Here is an 18960-nt window from a genome sequence, read left to right as displayed (position 1 = left end):
GGCTCAGCGCTTGACGGCCAGCACGCCGTCGAGCGCCAGTTCCGCCTTGAAACCAGCCTTTTCCAGGCGTTTGGCCACTTCACGCGGCACGTCGCGGCCGCTGGTCAGCTTGTTCGGCGCGCCGGTGTAATGGAACAGGCGACCGCCCTTGCGGATGACGCGGGCGAGGTGGTCGTAGAACACCTGCGAGTACAGCTCGCCGGCGATGCCGAAGCGCGGTGGGTCGTGCAGAATTGCGTCGACACTGTTGCTGGCCACCCGTTCGATCTGCTGCGAAACGTCACCGTGGCTGAACTGCAGGCGACCACCGGCGGCAGCCGAGTCTGGATCCGGCGACCACGGGTTGAGCGTGCGAAGCCACATTACATCGGCGTTCTTCTCGAATGAACGGATCTGGCCGACACCGGCCTCCAGCGCGCAGGCGGCGAAGTAGCCCAGGCCACCGCAGGTATCGAGGATGACCTTGCCGGCCGGGGCGACCAGCTCCACCTTGCGGCGTGCATCCTCGAACGGCGACAGCTTCGAGGTCGGCAGCATCTTGATGCCGTCGATCTCGAAGGTCGGTGCGCCCCATTCGGTGGGCACCAGCTTGATCAGCGAGCCGCTGTAGCGCGAGATCGGCGCGAATTCCTCGCCATCCCAGTAGTACAGCGTGCGGTCCTTCAGCTTGCCCGGCCAAGGGTAGGGCTGGCCCCGGAAGTGGAAGCCGTCCGCATCCAGCGCCACGCTGTCCTGGCTGCGGCCGAGGTCAAGCGATCCCTGCCAGTCGGCGGCGCCCTTGTCATGGGCACGGCGCAGGGTATCGGCGCTGTCGCGGGTCAGCAGGGGGCCGGTGTAATGGGGCACGGCGGGTACCGGGGCGGTTCGGGGGAGGGCATGGTACCGCAGGACCTTTGCCAGGATACTGAGATTCCGTAGTGCAGACCCAACCGGTGGAGGGCGTTGGTAGAGATGCAGTTCCCACTGAGGGCGTCATGCCCATAGCGGCACAGAATTCTCTGTGGAAGTCGCGTGACGCTGACGGTTGAAGATCGTAATGATAGGTCAGTACTCCCTCTTCATTTCTGATCAAAAGTTGCTGGATGCATATCATGTTCCCAGAACTGTCAGGGGCCAATGTGCTGCGGATGACCACTGGTGTCCCTTGGAGGCTGTAGTCCGCGCTCAGTTGGCCTGGGATGCACGAGCCTGATACGAAAATCAGGGATTGAGCGATGGTAGCGATCATTGGGAATCGGGTCATGTACCTAAGCAGTGAGGGTGGCTTGGTCACCCTCACTGCTAGGTCAAAAGGTTTTGGTATCAGTTGGCTCTGATGGAACCACGATCACTGGCGCAGGCGCGCGGTACACAACCTTCCATCAGCGTATTCATCGTCTGCGGGGAATGAGCAAAGCAGAGGACTCGTGCAGTGTGATTTCCCACCGTGTTTGGCGGGTAATACTCGCTATAGAAGGTCCGGCACCTTCCGTTGTCTATTTGCGCGCTACCCTGGATGTTCCCACTGACTGAGCTGTTGAATCTTACGGTTCCGTAGGAAACGAAGTTCTGGCCAGCTGATACCTGTCCATTTGGTGCATAGGCGATTACATAGTCAGTACTCTTTGCGTCGCTAGCACTGTTCGAATCGATGCTTGAGCAATGCCATGCAGCGCTTCCTGGCCCCACTGTGATGGACTCGCCCTTGGCAGGGTTCATTCCAAGATCTGCGCAGGAAGCCTCGTGATACTGCTTCGTCGCTTCCGTTTGATCGTCGTAGCGATATACATATTGTCCCTTCGAGTTGCGGGTGAGGGACTGCTCCACACTGATCGTCCCCCCAATGAAGTCGGGCCATTCTGCGCTGCGAACGATTTTTTCCGGGATCTTTGCTTCGTCTGCGGTTTGTCCGACAGCTGGATTCCCGTCTCCTGCCTGCACGGATACAGAGGCGATGAACATGATGATGGCTAGCTGCAATTTCACTTGGGCCTCTCAAAATCTGGGTGAGGCTTCATCTTCGCTACTTGCCCAATGGTGCTTTTGGTTGCATTACGCAGTTCTTTGGATTTCAAACATTTCTCAAAAGTCTGTGTCGCTAATCGCACTTCACCGCATACACCGGCCCGGCCCCGATCAGCATCAACGCCATGTAGTCGCTGTCGCTGGCCTTGCCCTTCAGCGTCGCGCCCTTGTTGAAGTGGAAGATGCCGAAACCGCCGGCCATGCGGATCAACGCACTGTCGATCTGCTCGGCGTCGTCGCGGAAGTAGCGGCTGATCTCGCTGGACGTGGCCTTGTGCAGGGCATTGGGTTCGCGCTGCCACTGCTCGCCACGGCTGAAGGAAACGAAGTACTGGCCACCTTCCTTGTCGATGCGGAAGTCGGCGGGTTTGCGCGCGCTGGTGGCGAAGCAGCCCTGCAGCGGGTCGGTGGAAAACGGAAGCCCGGCGTCACCGCTGCAGGCGGCGGTCAGCAGCAGGAGGGCACCGGGCAGCAGCAGGCGGAGCGTGCGCATGGGATGTCCCTACAGGGCAGGTGCGGCTAGTGTAGGCAGCACGCGGGCGTGGCCCGTACGGAAATTCGGCAAGGATACAGGGGTTTTCGGATGGCGCAGGGCAAGGCACCGTGGTGCGGCGTGGCCAGTTGGCTGGGTATTGCAGTGGGGTGGGGGGCAGGCACCGTGGCGGCACAGGCGGCGGTCGCTGCGGGTGGCAATGGCATGGCCGCAGGGCTGGGCGTGGGCGTGCTGGGTGCGGCGCTGGTGGGCGGCGGCCTGGCCGTAGCATCGCGCGTGCGCGGTGAGCGCTGGCCGTGGATCGGCATCGGCGGTGCAGTGCTGAGTGCGCTGCCGCTGCTGATGTACCTGCTGCGGATGATGCTGAAGCTGTAGCGGTAGTGCCGGCCGCTGGCCGGCACCTGCAGGTTGCGTGCGGCGTTCATGGGGTTGCCGGCCAGCGGCCGGCACTACCCGTGCCGGTGCCGCGCGTTCCAGATATGCGTGGCGGCCAGCAGCAGGCTGCCGGTGACGGTCATCGGTGTTTCCCAGTCGTGCGAGGGCAGCGCCAGCGCACCGGCCAGCAGCAGGCCGAGCCCGGCGCCGGCGGTGGCCCAGGCCAGCACCGGCAACGGATGACGGCGCTCCGCCCGCCACAGCGCGTAGCCGGTCAGCGGCAGGGCGATGGCCACGAACAGCAGGTGGACCCATTCGGCTTCGGCCCAGCTGCCGAACAGCGGCAGCGCGGCTGCAAGCAGGGGCAGCGCCAGGCAGTGCAGCAGGCACAGGCTGGACAGGGCGACCGCGCCGGCATCGAGCAGGGCGGCAGACGGCGACTTCATCAGGGGACGCTCCTTGCGCAGATAGTGTTATACAGTAACATTTACACTCCGCAGCCAACCCGCTCCGACATGAACACTGTTTCCCGCGCCGACCGTCGCCTTCCGGTCACCGTGCTGTCCGGCTTCCTCGGGGCCGGCAAGACCACCCTGCTCAACCAGATCCTGCGCAACCGCGCCGGCCTGCGTGTGGCGGTCATCGTCAACGACATGAGTGAGGTCAACATCGACGCGCAACTGGTGCGCGACGGCGGCGCCGAGCTGCGCCGCACCGAAGAGACGCTGGTGGAATTCAGCAATGGCTGCATCTGCTGCACGCTACGCGATGACCTGCTGCAGGAAGTGCGGCGCCTGGCCGACGCCGGTCGCTATGACTACCTGTTGATCGAGTCGACCGGCATCGGTGAGCCGATGCCGGTGGCGGCCACGTTCGCGGTGCGCGACGAGCAGGGCTTCAGCCTGAGTGACATCGCGCGCCTGGACACGATGGTGACGGTGGTGGATGGCAGCGCGTTTCTCGCCGACTTCGGCTCGACGCTGCGCCTGGCCGAGCGCGGCCAGCAGGCTGGGCCGGATGATGATCGCGGCGTGGTCGACCTGCTGTGCGAGCAGGTCGAGTTCGCCGACGTGATCGTGGTCAGCAAGGTCGACCAGGTGGATGACGAAGTGCTGCAGGACACGCTGGCCGTGCTGCGCGGCCTGAACCGCGACGCGAAGCTGCTGCTGTCCCGCTTCGGTGACGTGCCACTGGCCGAGCTGCTGGACACCGGCCGCTTCGACTACGAGCGTGCGCAACGTGCGCCGGGCTGGGTGAAGGAACTGCGTGGCGAGCATACGCCGGAGACCGAAGAGTACGGCATCGCCAGTTTCGTTTACCGCTCGCGGCGACCGTTCCATCCCGCGCGCTTCGCCCGCGCGCTGCAGTCGGGCATGCCCGGCGTGATCCGCAGCAAGGGCTGGTTCTGGCTGGCCAATCGCATGGACTGGGTGGGTGAGCTGAACACCGTGGGCGCCGCGACGCGGACGCAGGCGGCGGGGTTCTGGTACGCCGCGCGTGATCGTGTGCGGGCTGGGCTGGAGGACACCGCGCCATTGCTGCCGCCCACGCCGCTGCCGTACAGCGACCTGGGCTGGGCGCGGCAGCAGGCCGACTGCTGGAGCGCACCGTTGCCGGGTCTGGAAGACTTCCCGGATGCGGCCGCGCATTCGGCGATGCAGCGGCTGTGGCACCCGCTGTGGGGCGACCGCCGCCAGGAGCTGGTGGTGATTGGCGTGCACATGGATGAGCGCGCGGTGCGTGCGGAGCTGGACGCGTGCCTGCTCAACGACCAGGAACTGCGTGCGGGGCCGCTGCTGTGGCAACAGTTGCCGCAGGCATTCCCGGTGTGGAAGCGGTGACGGTGCACTGAGGATCCATGGGTTGCCGGCCAGCGGCCGGCACTACCCCTGGTCGATAGGCCATGCATGCATCCACGCATGGCCTATCCTGTAGAGCCGAGCCGACGCTCGGCTGCTGCAGCAGGTCCACGCATGGCGTGGATCTACAAGCCGTCACGCCACTGCCACCCCCCGGTGCCCACCTGCAGCACGTGGGTCGGCCGCAACGCCTGCAGCAGGTGCCGGTCGTGGCTGACCATCAGCAGCGCGCCCGGCCATGCCGCCAGCAGTTCTTCCAGTGCCTGCAACGCGCTCAGATCCAGCGCGTTGCCCGGCTCGTCCAGCAGCAACAGCTGCGGCGCGGGATCGGCATACAGCACGCTGGCCAGTGCGCCTTTCACCCGTTCACCATCGCTGAGGCTGTGGGCTGCACGCTGGATGCGCTGTGCGTCCAGCCCGAGCAGGGCCAGCCGTGTGCGCAGTTCACCCGCATCCGCCACCGGGTTGGCGGCCTGCACGGTGTCGAGAATGCTGCGTTCGCCGGACAATCCCAGCAGCTGCTGGTCGAGCAGCGCCAGTGGTGCATGGCGCTGCACGATGCCGCTGCGTGCAGGCAGCTGGCCCGCCAGCACGCGCAGGAGCGTGGACTTGCCACTGCCATTGTCACCGACCACGGCGATGCGCTGGCCGCGGCGGATCTCCAATTGCAACGGTGCACTGCAACCCTGCGGCAGCACCAGCGACTCCGCCTGCAGCAGACGTGCGTTGCCGCGTTCACCGTCACCGGCGAACAGCGCCAGCTCCGGCGCGGCGTGAACTGCCGAAGCCGCTGCGCGCAGCTGGTCGGCGCTGGCCTGAAGACGATCGGCCTGTACCTGTTGCGCGCGCCCGTGGCTGGCTTCGGCACGCTGTTTCTGCCGGCCAAGCAGGATCGGTGCCTGGTTGGCCTGCTTCGCATCGCGATTGCCACGTGCCTGGCGCTGCTGCTGGCGTTCGTGCTGCTCGCGCGCGCTGCGCTGTTGCTGCCGGTGCTGGGCGCGGGCGTGGTCGAGCTGTGCGGCGGCCGCTTCGCGTTCGGCGGCCCGCGCGTCGGCGTAGTGCTGCCACGGCCCGCCATAGCGATGCAGCCCGCGCGCGTCGAGCTCGACGATCTGCTGCATCTGCGCCAGCAGCTCGCGATCATGGCTGATCACCAGCAGGCCGCCGCGCCACTGCTGCAACCGTTCGTACAACTGTTGGCGATGGCGGCCATCGAGGTGGTTGCTGGGTTCGTCCAGGATCAGCCAATCGGCGCCGCTGGCCCAGGCGCCGGACAGCGCCACCTGCATGGCCTGGCCGCCACTGAGACGCGCGGCGGGTTGGGCGGGATCGAGATCGTCGGGCAGGCGGAGCGCCTGCCATTGCTGCTGCAGGCGCTCGCGCAGATCCCAATGGTCGCCGACGCAGGCGAAGTCGGCCTCATCCACGCTGCCGGCTTCGATGCGTTGCAGCGCGGCCAGTTCCGCGCCGACGCCGGCCAGTTCACCGACCGTGCCGGCGGGGGGATAGCCGGGCGTCGGCAACAGGAACACGCGGCCGCTGCTGCGCACCTGCCCGTTCTCTGGCCGCACCCGACCCGCGAGCAGGCGTGCGAGCACGCTCTTGCCGGTGCCATTGGCACCGACCAGGCCGGTGGCGACCGGATCGAAGGAAAACGACAGATCGGAAAACAGCGGGCGGCCGTCGGCCAGCCGATACGACACGCGATCGAGCGTGAGGGAATGTGTGGTCATGCGACCTCCATGGATGCCGGTTCTCCCCTGCGCGCAGGGGCGGGAAGAGTCAGGCCGTCTGTTGGGAAGACGGCGGCATCAATGGCGCATTGGTCGCGAGCCTCTGGGAGGAATGAGCGGCCAGTATAGCGGGGTTGGCTGAATGGTTTGATGGCTCTGCACTACAAGAGCATCCACGCATGGCGTGGATCTACTGTGGGCCGGGCATGGGTGGATTTCTCGCGGCTACGGCACGGTGTCCAGGCGGGCGCCGACGAAGTCGATGAACACCCGCAGCTTCGGCAATACGTGTCGGCCCGACGGCCACAGCAGGTGGAAGGTGCCGCAGGAGTGCACATGATCCTCCAGCACGGTGACCAGGCGGCCGCCGGCCAGCGCATCGCGCACCGAGTGCACCGGCACGAAGGCCAGGCCGGTATCGCGCAGCGCCAGCGCCACCCGCGCCTCGATGGTGTTGGCCACCATGTGCACCGGCAGCTCCTGCGGTGTTTCGTGGTCGGGCCAGTGGATCGGCCACGGCTCCAGCTTGCCGGTGCTGGGGAAGCGATAGTGCAGCAACGTGTGCTGCAGCAGGTCGGCCGGCGTGCGTGGAACGCCGCGACGCTGCAGGTAGCCCGGCGAGGCGACGACACGCCGCGGGAACACCCCCAGCCGGCGCGCGTTCATCCGCGAGTCGCTGGGTTCGCCAACGCGCAGCACCGCATCGAAACCTTCCTCGATGACATCGACCAGCCGGTCGCTGAAATCCAGGTCGAGGCGGATGTCCGGATACGCGGCCATGAATTCGGCCATCAACGGCAGGGTGAGGTCGCCTACCAGTGGCAGGCTGATCCGCAGCGTGCCGCTCGGTGCAGCGTGCGGTTGCGCCAGTTCGGTGCGCGCGGCATCGCGTTCGTCGAGGATGCGCCGGCAGCGCACCAGGAACAGCTGGCCCTCGGCGGTGAGGGTGATGCTGCGCGTGCTGCGGTGGAACAGGCGCACGCCCAGTGCGTGCTCCAGCCGCGCAACGCATTTGCCTGCGGCCGATGCCGAGATGCCCTGCAGGCGCCCGGTCTCGACGAAGCTGCGGGTGTCGGCGGCGTGGACGAAGGTCTGCAGATTGGCGAGGTTGTCCAGGACTGACATGGGCGTAGCAGCAATGAAAACGGCAGGGTAGGGGCAGGTGATCGCGGCACGCGGCGCGGCCATCGCAACACTGTGGTGCGGGGCCTCGGGCAGCCCTTGCGGCGTTGCAGTTCCGGGCATGATGCCGATTGCGGACTGCACGGTCCATGATGCCCGGAGCGGCAACCGGCTTTTTGCAGCGCCGCGCGCTGCCTAACGTGGCGGGCCTCTCCCCACGGATCACCGCGATGAATGCCGCTCTTTCCCTTGAACCTGCACCGACGCTGCCTTCGGTGCAGCGGCTGCTGCAGCAGGTCCATCCGTTGCGCCTGGTTGGTGCGGTGGTGCTGGTGCGCGAGCACGGCGTGCTGCGCCATGCCAGCGCGAGCGGGCTGGCCGACCGCGAGTCGGCCAGGCCGATGCAGCGCGATCAGCTGTTCCGGCTGGCATCGGTCAGCAAGCCGTTGCTGGCCACGGTGATCCTGCGCCTGGTGGCTGAAGGCGTGCTCGACCTCGACGCGCCGGTGCAGCGCTGGCTGCCGGACTTCCGCCCGGCGCTGGCCGATGGCAGCACGCCGCCGATCAGCCTGCGCCAGCTGCTCAGCCACAGCAGCGGACTGGGCTATCGCTTCCTGGAGGCGGATGCGGAGGGACCTTACGCGCGCGCTGGCGTCAGCGATGGCATAGACGCCAACCCGTTGACCCTGGCCGAGAACGTGCGCCGCATCGCGCAGGTGCCACTGCTGTTCGCACCGGGCAGCCAGTGGTTTTACTCGTTGGGCGTGGACGTGGCCGGTGCGGTGGCCGAAGCCGCGACCGGTGAAACGCTGCAGGCGCTGTTCCAGCGTCTGCTGGCTGCCCCGTTGCGCCTGCGCGACACCGCGTTCGTTACGCGCGATGCAGAGCGGCTGGCCACGCCGTATGTGAGCGACACGCCGCAACCGCATCGCCTGCAGGAAGGCGAGGTGGTCGCACCTTTCGAGGGAACGCTGGGCATCGAGTTCAGTCCCGCGCGTGCCACCGACGCCAGTCGGTTCGCTTCGGCCGGCGCCGGCCTGGTCGGTACCGCCGATGAGGTGATGGCGGTGCTGGAGGCTTTGCGCGACGTGCAACGCTCTGGCCTGTTGCCGCCCGCGCTGGCGGCGCAGATGGCCAGCCCGCAGGTGGGCGAGCAGGGGCCGCCGGAACCGGCCGGCTGGGGCTTCGGGCTGGGCTTTGCGGTACTGCGCGATGCCGCCGCCAGCGGCACACCACAGCGCGAAGGCAGCTGGCGCTGGGGCGGTGCCTACGGGCACAGCTGGTTCGTCGACCCGTCGCGTGGGCTGAGCGTGGTGGCGCTGACCAACACCCTGTACGAAGGGATGGATGGCGTTTTTGTCGATGCACTGCGCGACGCGGTCTATGCCGACCTGGAGACTACGCGATGAGCGGCCATGCCATCGATGCCGCCAGTCCGGCTGGCGAGGCCACGCGCCTGCCGTGGGCGGGCCTGCTTGCCTTGGCCGGCGGCGGCTTCATCACCCTGTTGACCGAGACCCTGCCGGCGGGTGTGCTGCGGCCGATGGGCGAAAGCCTGGGCGTGAGTGATGCGGCGGTCGGCCAGCTGGTGAGCGTATATGCGCTGGGTTCGGTGATGGCCGCACTGCCGATGACCGCGCTGACTCAGCGCCTGCCACGGCGTCCGCTGCTGCTGGCGGCCATCGCCGGCTTCGTGGTGGTCAATACGCTGACCGCGTTGAGCAGCAGTTACGCGCTGATCCTGGCTGCGCGCTTCCTGGCCGGTGTGAGCGGCGGATTGCTGTGGTCGCTGGTGGCCGGTTACGCCGCACGCATGGTGGTGCCGTCGCTGCAGGGACGGGCCATTGCGGTCGCGATGGTCGGTTCGCCGCTGGCGCTGTCGCTGGGGGTGCCGGCCGGAACGCTGCTTGGCCAGCAGATCGGCTGGCGCTGGGCGTTCGCGTTGATGAGCGTGCTGGGTCTGCTGCTGCTGGCCTACGCGCCCTGGGCGTTGCCTGCGTTGCCGGCCGCTGGGGCCGGGCAACGCACTTCGCTGGCGACCGTGTGGCGCCTGCCCGGTGTACGCAGTGCGCTGCTGGTGATGGCGCTGTACGTGCTGGCGCACAACGTGCTGTACACCTACATCGAGCCGCTGGCCGTCGACGCGGGTGCCGGTGCGTGGCTGGACCGGCTGCTGCTTGCTTTCGGCATGGCGGCGATTGCTGGCATCGCGATGGCCGGCTGGGGCGTGGATCGCTACCTGCATGCGCTGGTGTGGGCGGCGGTGATCGGTTTCATCGTTCCGGTGCTAACCTTGCTGGTGTGGCCAGGCGTGGCGAGCGCGCTGCTGCTGGCGACGATCCTGTGGGGCGTGGCGTTCGGCGCCGTGCCGACCCTGTTCCAGACCGCCTTGGCACGGCGCGCCGGGGCCGCTGCGGACCTGGCGCAATCGATGCTGGTGACCGGCTGGAACCTGGCCATTGCGGCCGGCGGCGTGGCAGGCGGGGTGCTGCTGCAGGCCAGCGGCCCACGCCAGCTGGGATGGCTGCCGTTGCTGTTGCTGGCGGTGACCGCCACGTGGTTGCTGGCACGGCCGAAGGCGTGGGCGTAGCTGTTGATCAGTGATGACGCGGTGCCGGCGAGCGGCCGGCACTACCGTGGGCCTTGCTTTTGCCTTGCTAATCCAGCGGCACCTGCTCGATCGGCACGCTGCGCGGGTTCTGCATGTGTTCGCGTGCAGCGCCGTACTGCTGTTGCCGCTTCTGATGGAAGGCGACGAACTCATCGCGCGGCAACGGCCGCGAGAACAGCCAGCCCTGTCCGAATTCCACATGCCGGCTGTGCAGGTAGGCCAGCTGCGCTTCGGTTTCCACGCCCTCGGCCACCACCCACAGGCCCAGCTCCTTGGCCATGTCGATGATGTGCGGCGTGACCGGGCTGGTGGCGCTTTCGGTACCGATCGCATCGATGAATGATTTGTCGATCTTCAGCGCATCCAGTGGCAGCTGCTGCAGGTATTGCAGGCTGGAGAAGCCAACCCCGAAATCATCGATGGCCACGCTGTGGCCGGCGCGGCGGGCGGCGGCGAGCATGGTGCGCGCGCGGTCCAGATCGAGGAAGCCACGTTCGGTGGCCTCCATCCAGATCTGCTGCGGCAGGATGCCGCTGCCGGCCATGTGCCGGGAGATCATCTTCAGGGCGCGACCGCTGCTGATGTCTTCGGCGGCGAGGTTGATCGCGATGTGCGCGCTGCGGTCGGCGACCAGCAGCTCGCGCATGTCGCGCACCACGTTCTCGATCACCAGGTCGGTGACGTCGGCGATCATGCCGGCCTCTTCGGCCAGTGGAATGAACAGGTCAGGGCGCACCTGGGTGCCATCCGGGCGTTGCCAGCGCACCAGCGCCTCGGCGCCGACGCAGATGCCGGTGTCCAGTTCGATGATCGGCTGGTAATGCAGGTACAGCTCGCGGCGACGGATGGCGGTGGCCAGTTCGCCGCGCAGGGAAAGGCGGCGCCGCGACAGCCAGATCACCAGGCCGGCCCCGGCGGCGGCCAGCAGCAGGCCCGCCGGCACGTACAGCCAGGCCTGTTGGCGGAAGGCGGCGGCAAGCGCGGTGCGCGGTGTAGTGGCGACGGCCAGCCATTCCTCGTTGCGCGCGGTAGCGAACAGCGTGGTGTGGTCCAGGCCTTCGCCCGGGTCGCGCAGCAGTGCCTGCAGCAGGTCCGGATCCAGGCCGGGTTGTTTGGCCAGCAGGCGGCCATCGGGGCTGGCCAGTGCCAGCCGCACATTCGGGTCGGCGATGACATCGACGAAGCGGCGTGGGTCCACCAGAGCGTCGTAGGACCCATACAGGATCGCCAGCACCTGGCGGCGCCCGCTGATTTCCGGGCGCACATCCACCGCAATGCCGGCGCCGTCGCTGGTGACGTGGTCCGGCCTGGGCTGATCCACATCCGACAGGAACGGCCCCCAGGAGGTGCAGCGCAGCTTGCCTCCTTCGAAGTAGCCCATCTGGTCAATCGATGGGGTGGTCATTACCAGGGTCTGCATGCGCCGGATGTGCTCGGGGCTGCAGGACACGTAGGTACCGGCTTCGGCGGATTTCAGCGCCGCCAGCGCCTCCTGGTAGGACAGGTCGGAGCGGCGCAGGGTGCGATCGGCGATGTCGCGCAGGCGCTGCTGTTCGACGCTGACCGCGCGGTCCCAGGTGGCGTAGGCCATGACCGCGATCGGCACCGCAGCGGCCAGCAGGGCCAGTGCGGTACCGCCGATGATGACGCGCAGGCGGCTCATGGCCGGGGCTCCAGCAGGGCGGGCGGGGCAGGGCGCATGGTCGGGCCGGTCCTTGGGCAGGTGCGGCTATCTGAGCATGGCACCGGGCCGGGCGGAATGGGATCAATACGGTATTCGGTCACATTGTGGTGAAAGCGGCCTGCTTTGACGCAATGGGGCCGTCTGGCGCTGGCGCTCGGCGCCGCGGAGGACTACCGTCGAACGCTTCGCCCGCCCCTTCCCGCGCCCATGACCGAGCCCGCCACGCCCCCCGAGCACCTGCGCCGCAGCCTGTCCAACCGCCACCTGCAACTGATCGCCATCGGCGGTGCCATCGGCACCGGCCTGTTCATGGGCTCGGGCAAGACCATCAGCCTGGCCGGCCCGTCCATCGTCTTCGTCTACCTGATCATCGGCGCGATGCTGTTCTTCGTGATGCGTGCGATGGGCGAGCTGCTGCTGTCCAACCTGCAGTACAAATCCTTCATCGACTTCTCCACCGACCTGCTCGGCCCGTGGGCCGGGTTCTTCTGTGGATGGACCTACTGGTTCTGCTGGATCGTCACCGCGATTGCCGACGTGATCGCGATTGCCGCCTACGCACAGTTCTGGTTCCCCGGGCTTGAGGCCTGGAAACCGGCGCTGGCCTGCGTGATGCTGCTGCTGGCGTTGAACCTGGTGACGGTGAAGCTGTTCGGTGAAATGGAATTCTGGTTCGCGCTGATCAAGATCGTGGCGATCTGTGCGCTGATCATCACCGGCGCCGGGCTGGTGGCGTGGGGTTTCACTTCACCCAGCGGCCACACCGCGTCGCTGTCGAACCTGTGGAATGACGGCGGCATGTTCCCGATGGGCCTGGTCGGCTTCTTCGCCGGGTTCCAGATTGCGGTGTTCGCCTTCGTCGGCATCGAGCTGGTCGGCACCACCGCCGCCGAAACCGCCGATCCCGAGCGCAACCTGCCCAAGGCAATCAACTCGATCCCGGTGCGCATCATCATCTTCTATGTGCTGGCGCTGATCGCGATCATGGCGGTCACCCCGTGGCGCCAGGTGGTGCCGGACAAGAGCCCGTTCGTGCAGCTGTTCGTGCTGGCCGGCATTCCCGCCGCCGCCAGCCTGATCAATTTCGTGGTGCTGACCTCGGCCACGTCCTCGGCCAACAGTGGCATCTTCTCCACCAGCCGCATGCTGTACGGCCTGGCCGAAGAGGGGCACGCCCCGCGCGGGCTGTCGAAGTTGTCACGCGCTGCCGTGCCCGCCCGAGGCCTGCTGTTCTCGTGCCTGTGCCTGCTGGGCGGCACGCTGCTGATCTACCTGATTCCGAACCTGGTGACCGCCTTCACCCTGGTGACGACGCTGGCCACGGTGCTGTTCATCTTCGTCTGGTCGCTGATCCTGGTGGCCTACATGGCCTATCGCCGCCGCTACCCGGAGCGCCACGCTGCCTCGATCTTCAAGATGCCCGGCGGCGTTGCCATGTGCTGGGCCTGCCTGGTGTTCTTCGCCGCCGTGCTGGTGCTGCTGAGCCTGCAGGGCGACACCCGCCAGGCGCTGATCGCCAGCCCGGTGTGGTTCGTGCTGCTGGGCGCGGGGTATTGGGTGCGCCGGAGGGCCGCGAAGTGATCCAACGTCTCCGTTCCATCGATTGATCCATCGTCTCCAGAGAGTTTCATCCACGCATGGCGTGGATCTACTGTCAGCCGCAGGAAATCGGCCGCTGCCGTTGCCGTTGAGGTTGCCGGCCAGCGGCCGGCACTACCGCGGGTGCAGGGCGTAGCCCTGCCGGCCCCCCATTCACCCAACATTCGCGGGCGCGGCCGGATCATCCGGCCGCCATGTCCCATCGACCTCTCCTGCTTGCACTGGTGCTGCTGCCCATCCTGTGGCCCGGGATGGCTGCCGCGCGCACGGTCTATCGCTGCGTGCAGGGCAACACCGTCAGCCTGGCCACCGCACCGGAGCCGGGATCGCGGTGCACGCCGAAGGAGATCGACGACAACGCCATCCAGGCCCCGAACCTGTGGGGCAACATGGGCGTGTTCAGTGGTGTGCTGTACGAGCGCGAGCAGGACGGCGTGCTGGTCTATTCCACCCGCAACCTGCCCGGCTCGCGGGTATTCCTGAAGTTCACCGTGGCCACGCCGCCGGGCGAGCCGGCGCACGAGGGCCTGGGCAAGGTCGGCAAGCCGCAGCTCGCGCAGCACGCCAGGCAGTTCAAGGCCGCGGCCAAAGCCACCGGCGTCGATGATGCCTGGCTGCGCGCGATCGCCCATGCCGAAAGCAATTTCGATCCGCTGGCGGTCTCGACCAAGGGCGCACAGGGCGTGATGCAGTTGATGCCGGAGACCGCACAGGAATATGGCGTGCGCGATCCGTTCTCGCCACAGCAGTCGATCGAGGGCGGCGCACGCTACATGCGCGCGCTGCTGCGCCGTTACAACGGCGATCGCCCGTTGGCGGCGGCTGCCTACAACGCGGGCATCGGTGCGGTCACCCGCTACAAGGGCGTGCCGCCCTACGCCGAAACCCTGGCCTATGTGGACAAGGTGATGGCGCTGTACGCGCGCTACCGCGAAGCGATGGGCATCCGCACCGAAGTGCCAGCCCGCTAGCAGGGACTCAGCGCGAGGTGGAAGTGCTGACCAGGTCGTAGCGCTCGATGCGGCCGACGCGTGCCACCTCCGCCTGCACGTCGGCACGCTGCTTGAGTGCACGCCACGCGGCATCGATGCGCACATCGCCCGGCAATGACGGATAGGTGCGCATGTCCTGCAGGCTGGCCAGGGTTTCACCGCGTTCAACCGGCGAGCGCAGCTGTTCGATCAGCACGGCGGCGGCACCGTCCAGGTCGCCTTCCTCCAGCAGCATTTCGCGATGGAACAGGCGGGCATCGTCGCGCTGGGCCAGGATCACCGCGCGTGCTGCATCGCGCGCCTTGGCATCGCCGCGCTCGCGGGCGGCGGCGAACTGCAGCAGCGCCTGTGCGGCCTTGCCGTAACCGGCGAGGCCCGGCATGTCATTCACTGCCTGCGCAGCGTCCTGCATGCGCCCCAGCGAACTGAACACGAAGCCGACATTCATCTGGTGCTCGACACCATCCGGGCCGAGCGCGCCGATGCGGGCGGCCTGTTTCGCCGTGGCCAGTGCCTCATCGGTGCGGCCCAGCCGGCGCAGTGCGGTGAGCCGGCTGTTGAGCAGCCAGGCCACCCATTCCGCCTCCGCAGCGGCAGGCGATTCGCCGTTGCTGGCGGCACCGGCCATGCCCTCGGTCAACGACAGCACTTCCTCGTTGCGGTCCAGCATCAGCAAGGTGGTGCTGAACTCGGCCATGCGCGCGTCCAGTGCGCGGTCGAGCAGGCCGGAAACACGCAGTTCATCGAGGTGGCGCTGTGCCGCCTGCACCGGATCGAAACGCGCGTCACCGCGATCGACATAGCGATCAAAGCGCTTGTCGCTGCGCAGGCGGATGATCTCGGCCGGGCTGTCGATCCGCGCCAGCGTGGCCGGAATGCTGTCGCCACGGCCGTTGTCGGCCTGCAGCGTGGCCAGCGCCAGCCACAGCCCGGTGGGTTCCAGGCCGCCACTCTTCCAGCCGTTGTCAAACAGCGCCTGCAGCAGGTCCATGCGCTTCTGCGGCTGCTCACGCAGGCGGTACTGCAGGTAGTTGATGGCGTGGTGATCGATCGGCAGCGGTGCGTCGGCGTGCTGCAGTGCCTTTACCAGGAAAGAGGTGGCTGCGGCCGGCTGGTTGTCCGACAGTTCCACCGACACCTGGGTGAGCAGGATCTGTGCATCCTCCGGCAGGGCCTCCTGCGCCCGCTGCAGGTAGCGGCGGGCCTGGTCCGGCTTCTTCTGCATCAGCGCGGTCCAGCCGGCGACCTGCGAGGCGCGGCCGCGATGCTCGGCATCGAAGTCGTCCAGCAACGGATCTTCCATCAGCCGCTCCATGCTGATCAGCGCCCCCAGCGTGTTGCCGTCGCGTGCCTGCTGGATGGCCTCATCCCAACGCGTGGCGTACGCCGCGTGTACTGCATCGGCGGTGGCCGAAGGCTTCTGCGGGGCCACCGTGATCGAAGCGGAGGCGGGCGCGCTGGCCAATGCGGCCAGCAGCAGGGCGGTGAGGGGGAGAACGCGGGGCATGGAGAATCTCCATCCGTGGGAACCGCATTGAACCTGCTACGGCCAGCGAGGACAAGCACGACGAAGCGAATCCTGGTGTTCAGCCGCATGATCGGCCGTGGCGGATCGCACGCGCAGCGTCTATTGTCGGTGCCTCTTCAAACAGCAGGCAGAGGCAGCGCAACACGATGGCACGGTGGCAATGGATGGCGGCAGGGGTGGCGTTGGCAACGGCGGTGGGCTTGGCTGCAACCTGGTGGGATACCCCGCTGAAAACGCTGGCCGGCCCTGCCGGCCCGGTGCCCACGCCGCTGGCCTGGACCGCGCAGATCGAGCCGCTGGCCGGCGATGGTCACCCCGGCGACCGCGACGGTGCGTCCGCGCAGGCGCGCTTCGCCGACCCGTATGCACTGCTGCGCGGCACCGATGGCAGTATCTATTTCACCGATGCCGGTGACAACAACCGGATCCGCCGCCGCCTGCCCGATGGCCGCGTTGAAACCGTGGCCGGGCAGGGCGAGGGCCGTGTCGATGGCCCTGCGCTGCAGGCCAGCTTCCATACGCCTTCGGGCATTGCCGGCGATGCGCAGGGCAACCTGTACGTGGCCGACACGGGCAACCATGCGATCCGCCGCATCGGCACCGATGGCCAGGTGACCACGCTGGCCGGTGGTGAACAGGGCTTCGCCGATGGCCCTGCCATGCAGGCCCGCTTCGATGCACCGATGGGCGTTGCGGTGGACGCGCAGGGCCAGGTCTACGTGGCGGACACGTTCAATGACCGCATCCGGGTGATCGGTACCGATGGCAGTGTGCGCACCCTGGCCGGTGGTGATCGGCCAGGCTTTGCCGATGGCGTGGGCGCTGCTGCGCGTTTCGATACGCCGGTGGCGCTGGCCTTCGACGCGCAGGGTGCATTGCTGGTGGCCGATCTGTTCAACAACGCCGTGCGCCGGGTGGGGACCGATGGCACGGTCAGCACCGTGGTTGCCGGCGGTGGCGTGATCAATGGGCCACTGTCGCTGACCACCACCCACGATGGCGTGCTGTACGTGGGGGATATGGATGGCCGCATCGTGCAGGTGACGCCGCAGGGCCATCAGATCGCACTGGTCGGCAACGGTCGCCTGCCGCGCCTGGCCCGCCCCAGCGGATTGGCGATGGAGGCCGATGGCAGCGTGCTGGTGGCCGACGCCGCAGGCTACCGCCTGCATCGCCTGCGTCCGCTGCCGGTGGGCGAACTGCCGGCGCCGGCACTGGTCGGCCCGGCCGCCGATGCCGCGCTGCCGAAGACGGGCGGCCGTTGGCCGCTCGCACCGCAGGACGGCTGGCACGAAGTGGTCGGCACCCTGGGTGAAGTGCGCGGCAACTTCAGCGGTGAGAGCCGCCACCACCTGCATGGCGGCTTCGACGTGCGCGGTGATGTGGGCCAGACCGTGCTGGCGATTGCCGATGGCAAGATCAGCAGCCCGGTGGCGGCCTGGAACCTGGGCGAGCAGGCCGAGGGCCTGGCGGTGGACCGCCTCAAGTACATCCACATGCGTGTCGGCCGCACCCCGCGCGATGTGCCGTTCGACGCGCGCTGGCAGGCGCTGTATGACGAGCAGGGCAAGCTGCAGCGGATGCGCGTGCGCCGTGGCATGCGCATCCACGTGGGAGACCGCCTGGGCAGCATCAACAACCAGGCGCACGTGCACCTGGCGGTGGGTACCGGTGGCTTCGAGACCAACGCGGTAGCGCTGGGCTTCCAGGGCTACGCCGACCACTTCGCACCGCGCATCACCGATGTGGCCCTGCTGGACGACAACGACCAGCCGATGGCCGCCGGCAGCGATGGCGTGGTGATGGTTGCGCGGCAGGGGCGTGGCGTGCAGATCGTGGTGGAGGCCTGGGACCAGGTCGACAACAATCTGCCACGACGCCGGCTGGGCATGTACCAGGTGGGTTACCAGATTCTCGATGCTACGGGACATCCGCTGCAGGGCTACGAGCAGCCGCGCTGGAACATCATGTTCAACCGCATGCCGCCGCAGCGGGAAGCGGTGCGCGTGGCCTACGCACCGGACAGCGGCATCACCGTGCATGGCAGCGCGGTGACCCGGTTCCGCTACCTGGCCACCAACACCGTGCGTGATGGCCTGATGGAAACCGGGCGCTGGCAGCCGGCGGCGTTGCCGCCGGGCGAGTACATCGTGCGTGCCAGCGTGCGCGACTACAGCGGCAACGAAGGCGTCGGCCCGCGCGAGATCAGAGTACGGCTGCTGCCATAGCCGCAGCCGGGGCGCCGCAGCGTTCGCGCTCGGCGTCCATGTCTTCCAGCGGCCGCACTTCGATGCTGCCGAAGCGTGCCCACGGGAAGTCGCGGGCGATGCGCATGGCGTCGTCGCGGTCGCGCGCCACGATCAGGTTGAAGCCGGCCAGCAGCTCGCGGGTTTCGGCAAACGGGCCATCGAGCACGCGGCTGTGTCCATCGCGCACGCGCAGGGTCTGTGCGGTATCGACCGGCTGCAGCTTCTGTGCGGCCAGCAGCGCGCCTTCGGCCTGCAGCTTGTCGGCATGGGCCAGGCAGTCGCGCATCAGCGCGTTGAATTCTTCGGTGGGCAGGGCCTGCAGCAGGGCAGGCTCGATGTAGATCAGAAGCAGGTACTGCTGCATGGCATGGTCCTGGCGGGGGCGGGGGTCCATGATCGCGCAGGATTGCGCACGGGCATGTTGCAGCGCAGAAGCGCGCCTTCGGCGGGGATCGGCGAACGGCGGAGCCCCTCCGTGGTGGCGCTACAGCGTGATTCTTGGGCTTGGCCGGGTGGGTAGGCGGGTCGGGGGACGCCGTAAACCCATCCGTGGGGGCTTAGCCGCGGCATCCATGCCGCGGACACCCCCGCCCCGCCTACCCACCCGGCCCTGGACAGTTTCCTGCGGCGTTCACCACGGAAAATCACAAACAAGAGCAAAAGCGGGTCGCTTCGCTCGTAAAGCTGAGGCCGCCAGCCAACCGCCGTTGC

16 protein-coding genes are annotated in these 18960 nt (G+C 67.6%); 7 read left to right on the top strand and 9 right to left on the bottom strand.

Features of this window, described 5'->3' with window-relative positions; translation table 11 throughout:
• Positions 1-3: 3 nt before the first annotated feature.
• From ACM0O9_RS15340 to ACM0O9_RS15330, 3 genes are all read right to left on the bottom strand, one after another.
• The gene (locus ACM0O9_RS15340; RefSeq protein WP_005415070.1) at positions 4-846 is read right to left on the bottom strand and encodes a class I SAM-dependent methyltransferase; all 843 of its coding nucleotides are present in this window, start codon (positions 844-846) and stop codon (positions 4-6) included.
• Positions 847-1302: 456 nt separating this feature from the next.
• Positions 1303-1965, bottom strand: coding sequence for a hypothetical protein (locus ACM0O9_RS15335; RefSeq protein WP_235652619.1), 663 nt, complete (start codon positions 1963-1965; stop codon positions 1303-1305).
• A gap of 112 nt (positions 1966-2077) precedes the next feature.
• On the bottom strand, positions 2078-2497 hold the full coding sequence (locus ACM0O9_RS15330; RefSeq protein ID WP_235649910.1) for a hypothetical protein: 420 nt from the start codon (positions 2495-2497) through the stop codon (positions 2078-2080).
• 90 nt (positions 2498-2587) lie between these two features.
• Between ACM0O9_RS15330 and ACM0O9_RS15325 the strand changes: the two genes are divergently transcribed.
• Positions 2588-2872 (top strand): hypothetical protein, encoded by a 285-nt coding sequence (locus ACM0O9_RS15325; RefSeq protein WP_005415073.1) that lies wholly within the window; start codon positions 2588-2590, stop codon positions 2870-2872.
• 74 nt (positions 2873-2946) lie between these two features.
• Here the strand turns inward: ACM0O9_RS15325 and ACM0O9_RS15320 are convergent, their stop codons facing one another.
• The gene (locus ACM0O9_RS15320; protein WP_053499005.1) at positions 2947-3318 is read right to left on the bottom strand and encodes a MerC domain-containing protein; all 372 of its coding nucleotides are present in this window, start codon (positions 3316-3318) and stop codon (positions 2947-2949) included.
• Positions 3319-3387: 69 nt separating this feature from the next.
• Here ACM0O9_RS15320 and ACM0O9_RS15315 point away from each other — a divergent pair, with 69 nt between their 5' ends.
• A complete protein-coding gene (locus tag ACM0O9_RS15315; RefSeq protein ID WP_065197339.1) occupies positions 3388-4713 on the top strand; it encodes a GTP-binding protein in 1326 nt (441 codons plus the stop codon).
• Between the two features lie 143 nt (positions 4714-4856).
• Here ACM0O9_RS15315 and ACM0O9_RS15310 read toward each other — a convergent pair whose 3' ends face one another.
• Both ACM0O9_RS15310 and ACM0O9_RS15305 read right to left on the bottom strand, forming a co-directional pair.
• Positions 4857-6464: an ATP-binding cassette domain-containing protein gene (locus tag ACM0O9_RS15310; protein WP_069140077.1), complete on the bottom strand. Its 1608-nt coding sequence runs from the start codon at positions 6462-6464 to the stop codon at positions 4857-4859.
• A gap of 225 nt (positions 6465-6689) precedes the next feature.
• A complete protein-coding gene (locus ACM0O9_RS15305) occupies positions 6690-7589 on the bottom strand; it encodes a LysR family transcriptional regulator (RefSeq protein ID WP_061478607.1) in 900 nt (299 codons plus the stop codon).
• A 227-nt stretch (positions 7590-7816) separates the two neighbouring features.
• Between ACM0O9_RS15305 and ACM0O9_RS15300 the strand changes: the two genes are divergently transcribed.
• The gene (locus ACM0O9_RS15300; RefSeq protein WP_414603829.1) at positions 7817-8995 is read left to right on the top strand and encodes a serine hydrolase domain-containing protein; all 1179 of its coding nucleotides are present in this window, start codon (positions 7817-7819) and stop codon (positions 8993-8995) included.
• Positions 8992-10176 carry an MFS transporter gene (locus tag ACM0O9_RS15295; protein ID WP_235649914.1) on the top strand — a complete coding sequence of 395 codons (1185 nt, stop codon included), beginning with the start codon at positions 8992-8994 and terminating at the stop codon, positions 10174-10176. Before ACM0O9_RS15300 ends, ACM0O9_RS15295 begins: the two co-directional genes overlap by 4 nt.
• A 67-nt stretch (positions 10177-10243) precedes the next feature.
• On the opposite strand, the gene ACM0O9_RS15290 is transcribed toward ACM0O9_RS15295, so the two are convergent.
• Entirely contained in the window at positions 10244-11860 is a 1617-nt protein-coding gene (locus ACM0O9_RS15290; RefSeq protein ID WP_235649915.1) for an EAL domain-containing protein, read from the bottom strand.
• Positions 11861-12088: 228 nt separating this feature from the next.
• On the opposite strand from ACM0O9_RS15290, the gene cycA reads away from it, so the two are divergent.
• Both cycA and ACM0O9_RS15280 read left to right on the top strand, forming a co-directional pair.
• Positions 12089-13462 carry a D-serine/D-alanine/glycine transporter gene (gene cycA / locus ACM0O9_RS15285; RefSeq protein ID WP_005415083.1) on the top strand — a complete coding sequence of 458 codons (1374 nt, stop codon included), beginning with the start codon at positions 12089-12091 and terminating at the stop codon, positions 13460-13462.
• Positions 13463-13674: 212 nt separating this feature from the next.
• A complete protein-coding gene (locus tag ACM0O9_RS15280) occupies positions 13675-14451 on the top strand; it encodes a lytic transglycosylase domain-containing protein (RefSeq protein WP_005415084.1) in 777 nt (258 codons plus the stop codon).
• A 7-nt stretch (positions 14452-14458) separates the two neighbouring features.
• Here the strand turns inward: ACM0O9_RS15280 and ACM0O9_RS15275 are convergent, their stop codons facing one another.
• The gene (locus tag ACM0O9_RS15275; RefSeq protein ID WP_164230510.1) at positions 14459-15979 is read right to left on the bottom strand and encodes a tetratricopeptide repeat protein; all 1521 of its coding nucleotides are present in this window, start codon (positions 15977-15979) and stop codon (positions 14459-14461) included.
• Between the two features lie 167 nt (positions 15980-16146).
• Between ACM0O9_RS15275 and ACM0O9_RS15270 the strand changes: the two genes are divergently transcribed.
• A complete protein-coding gene (locus ACM0O9_RS15270) occupies positions 16147-18228 on the top strand; it encodes a gluconolaconase (RefSeq protein ID WP_414603830.1) in 2082 nt (693 codons plus the stop codon).
• Here the strand turns inward: ACM0O9_RS15270 and ACM0O9_RS15265 are convergent.
• Positions 18206-18613: a YciI family protein gene (locus tag ACM0O9_RS15265; RefSeq protein WP_005415088.1), complete on the bottom strand. Its 408-nt coding sequence runs from the start codon at positions 18611-18613 to the stop codon at positions 18206-18208. The two genes, ACM0O9_RS15270 and ACM0O9_RS15265, sit on opposite strands and share 23 nt — an antisense overlap.
• Between the last annotated feature and the right edge of the window lie 347 nt (positions 18614-18960).

Origin of the sequence: Stenotrophomonas sp. FR012, assembly GCF_047520565.2 — a bacterium.
Lineage (GTDB): Bacteria > Pseudomonadota > Gammaproteobacteria > Xanthomonadales > Xanthomonadaceae > Stenotrophomonas > Stenotrophomonas sepilia.
The sequence above is the reverse complement of the archived record's forward strand: the minus strand, read 5'-3'. Positions and strand labels throughout refer to the sequence as shown.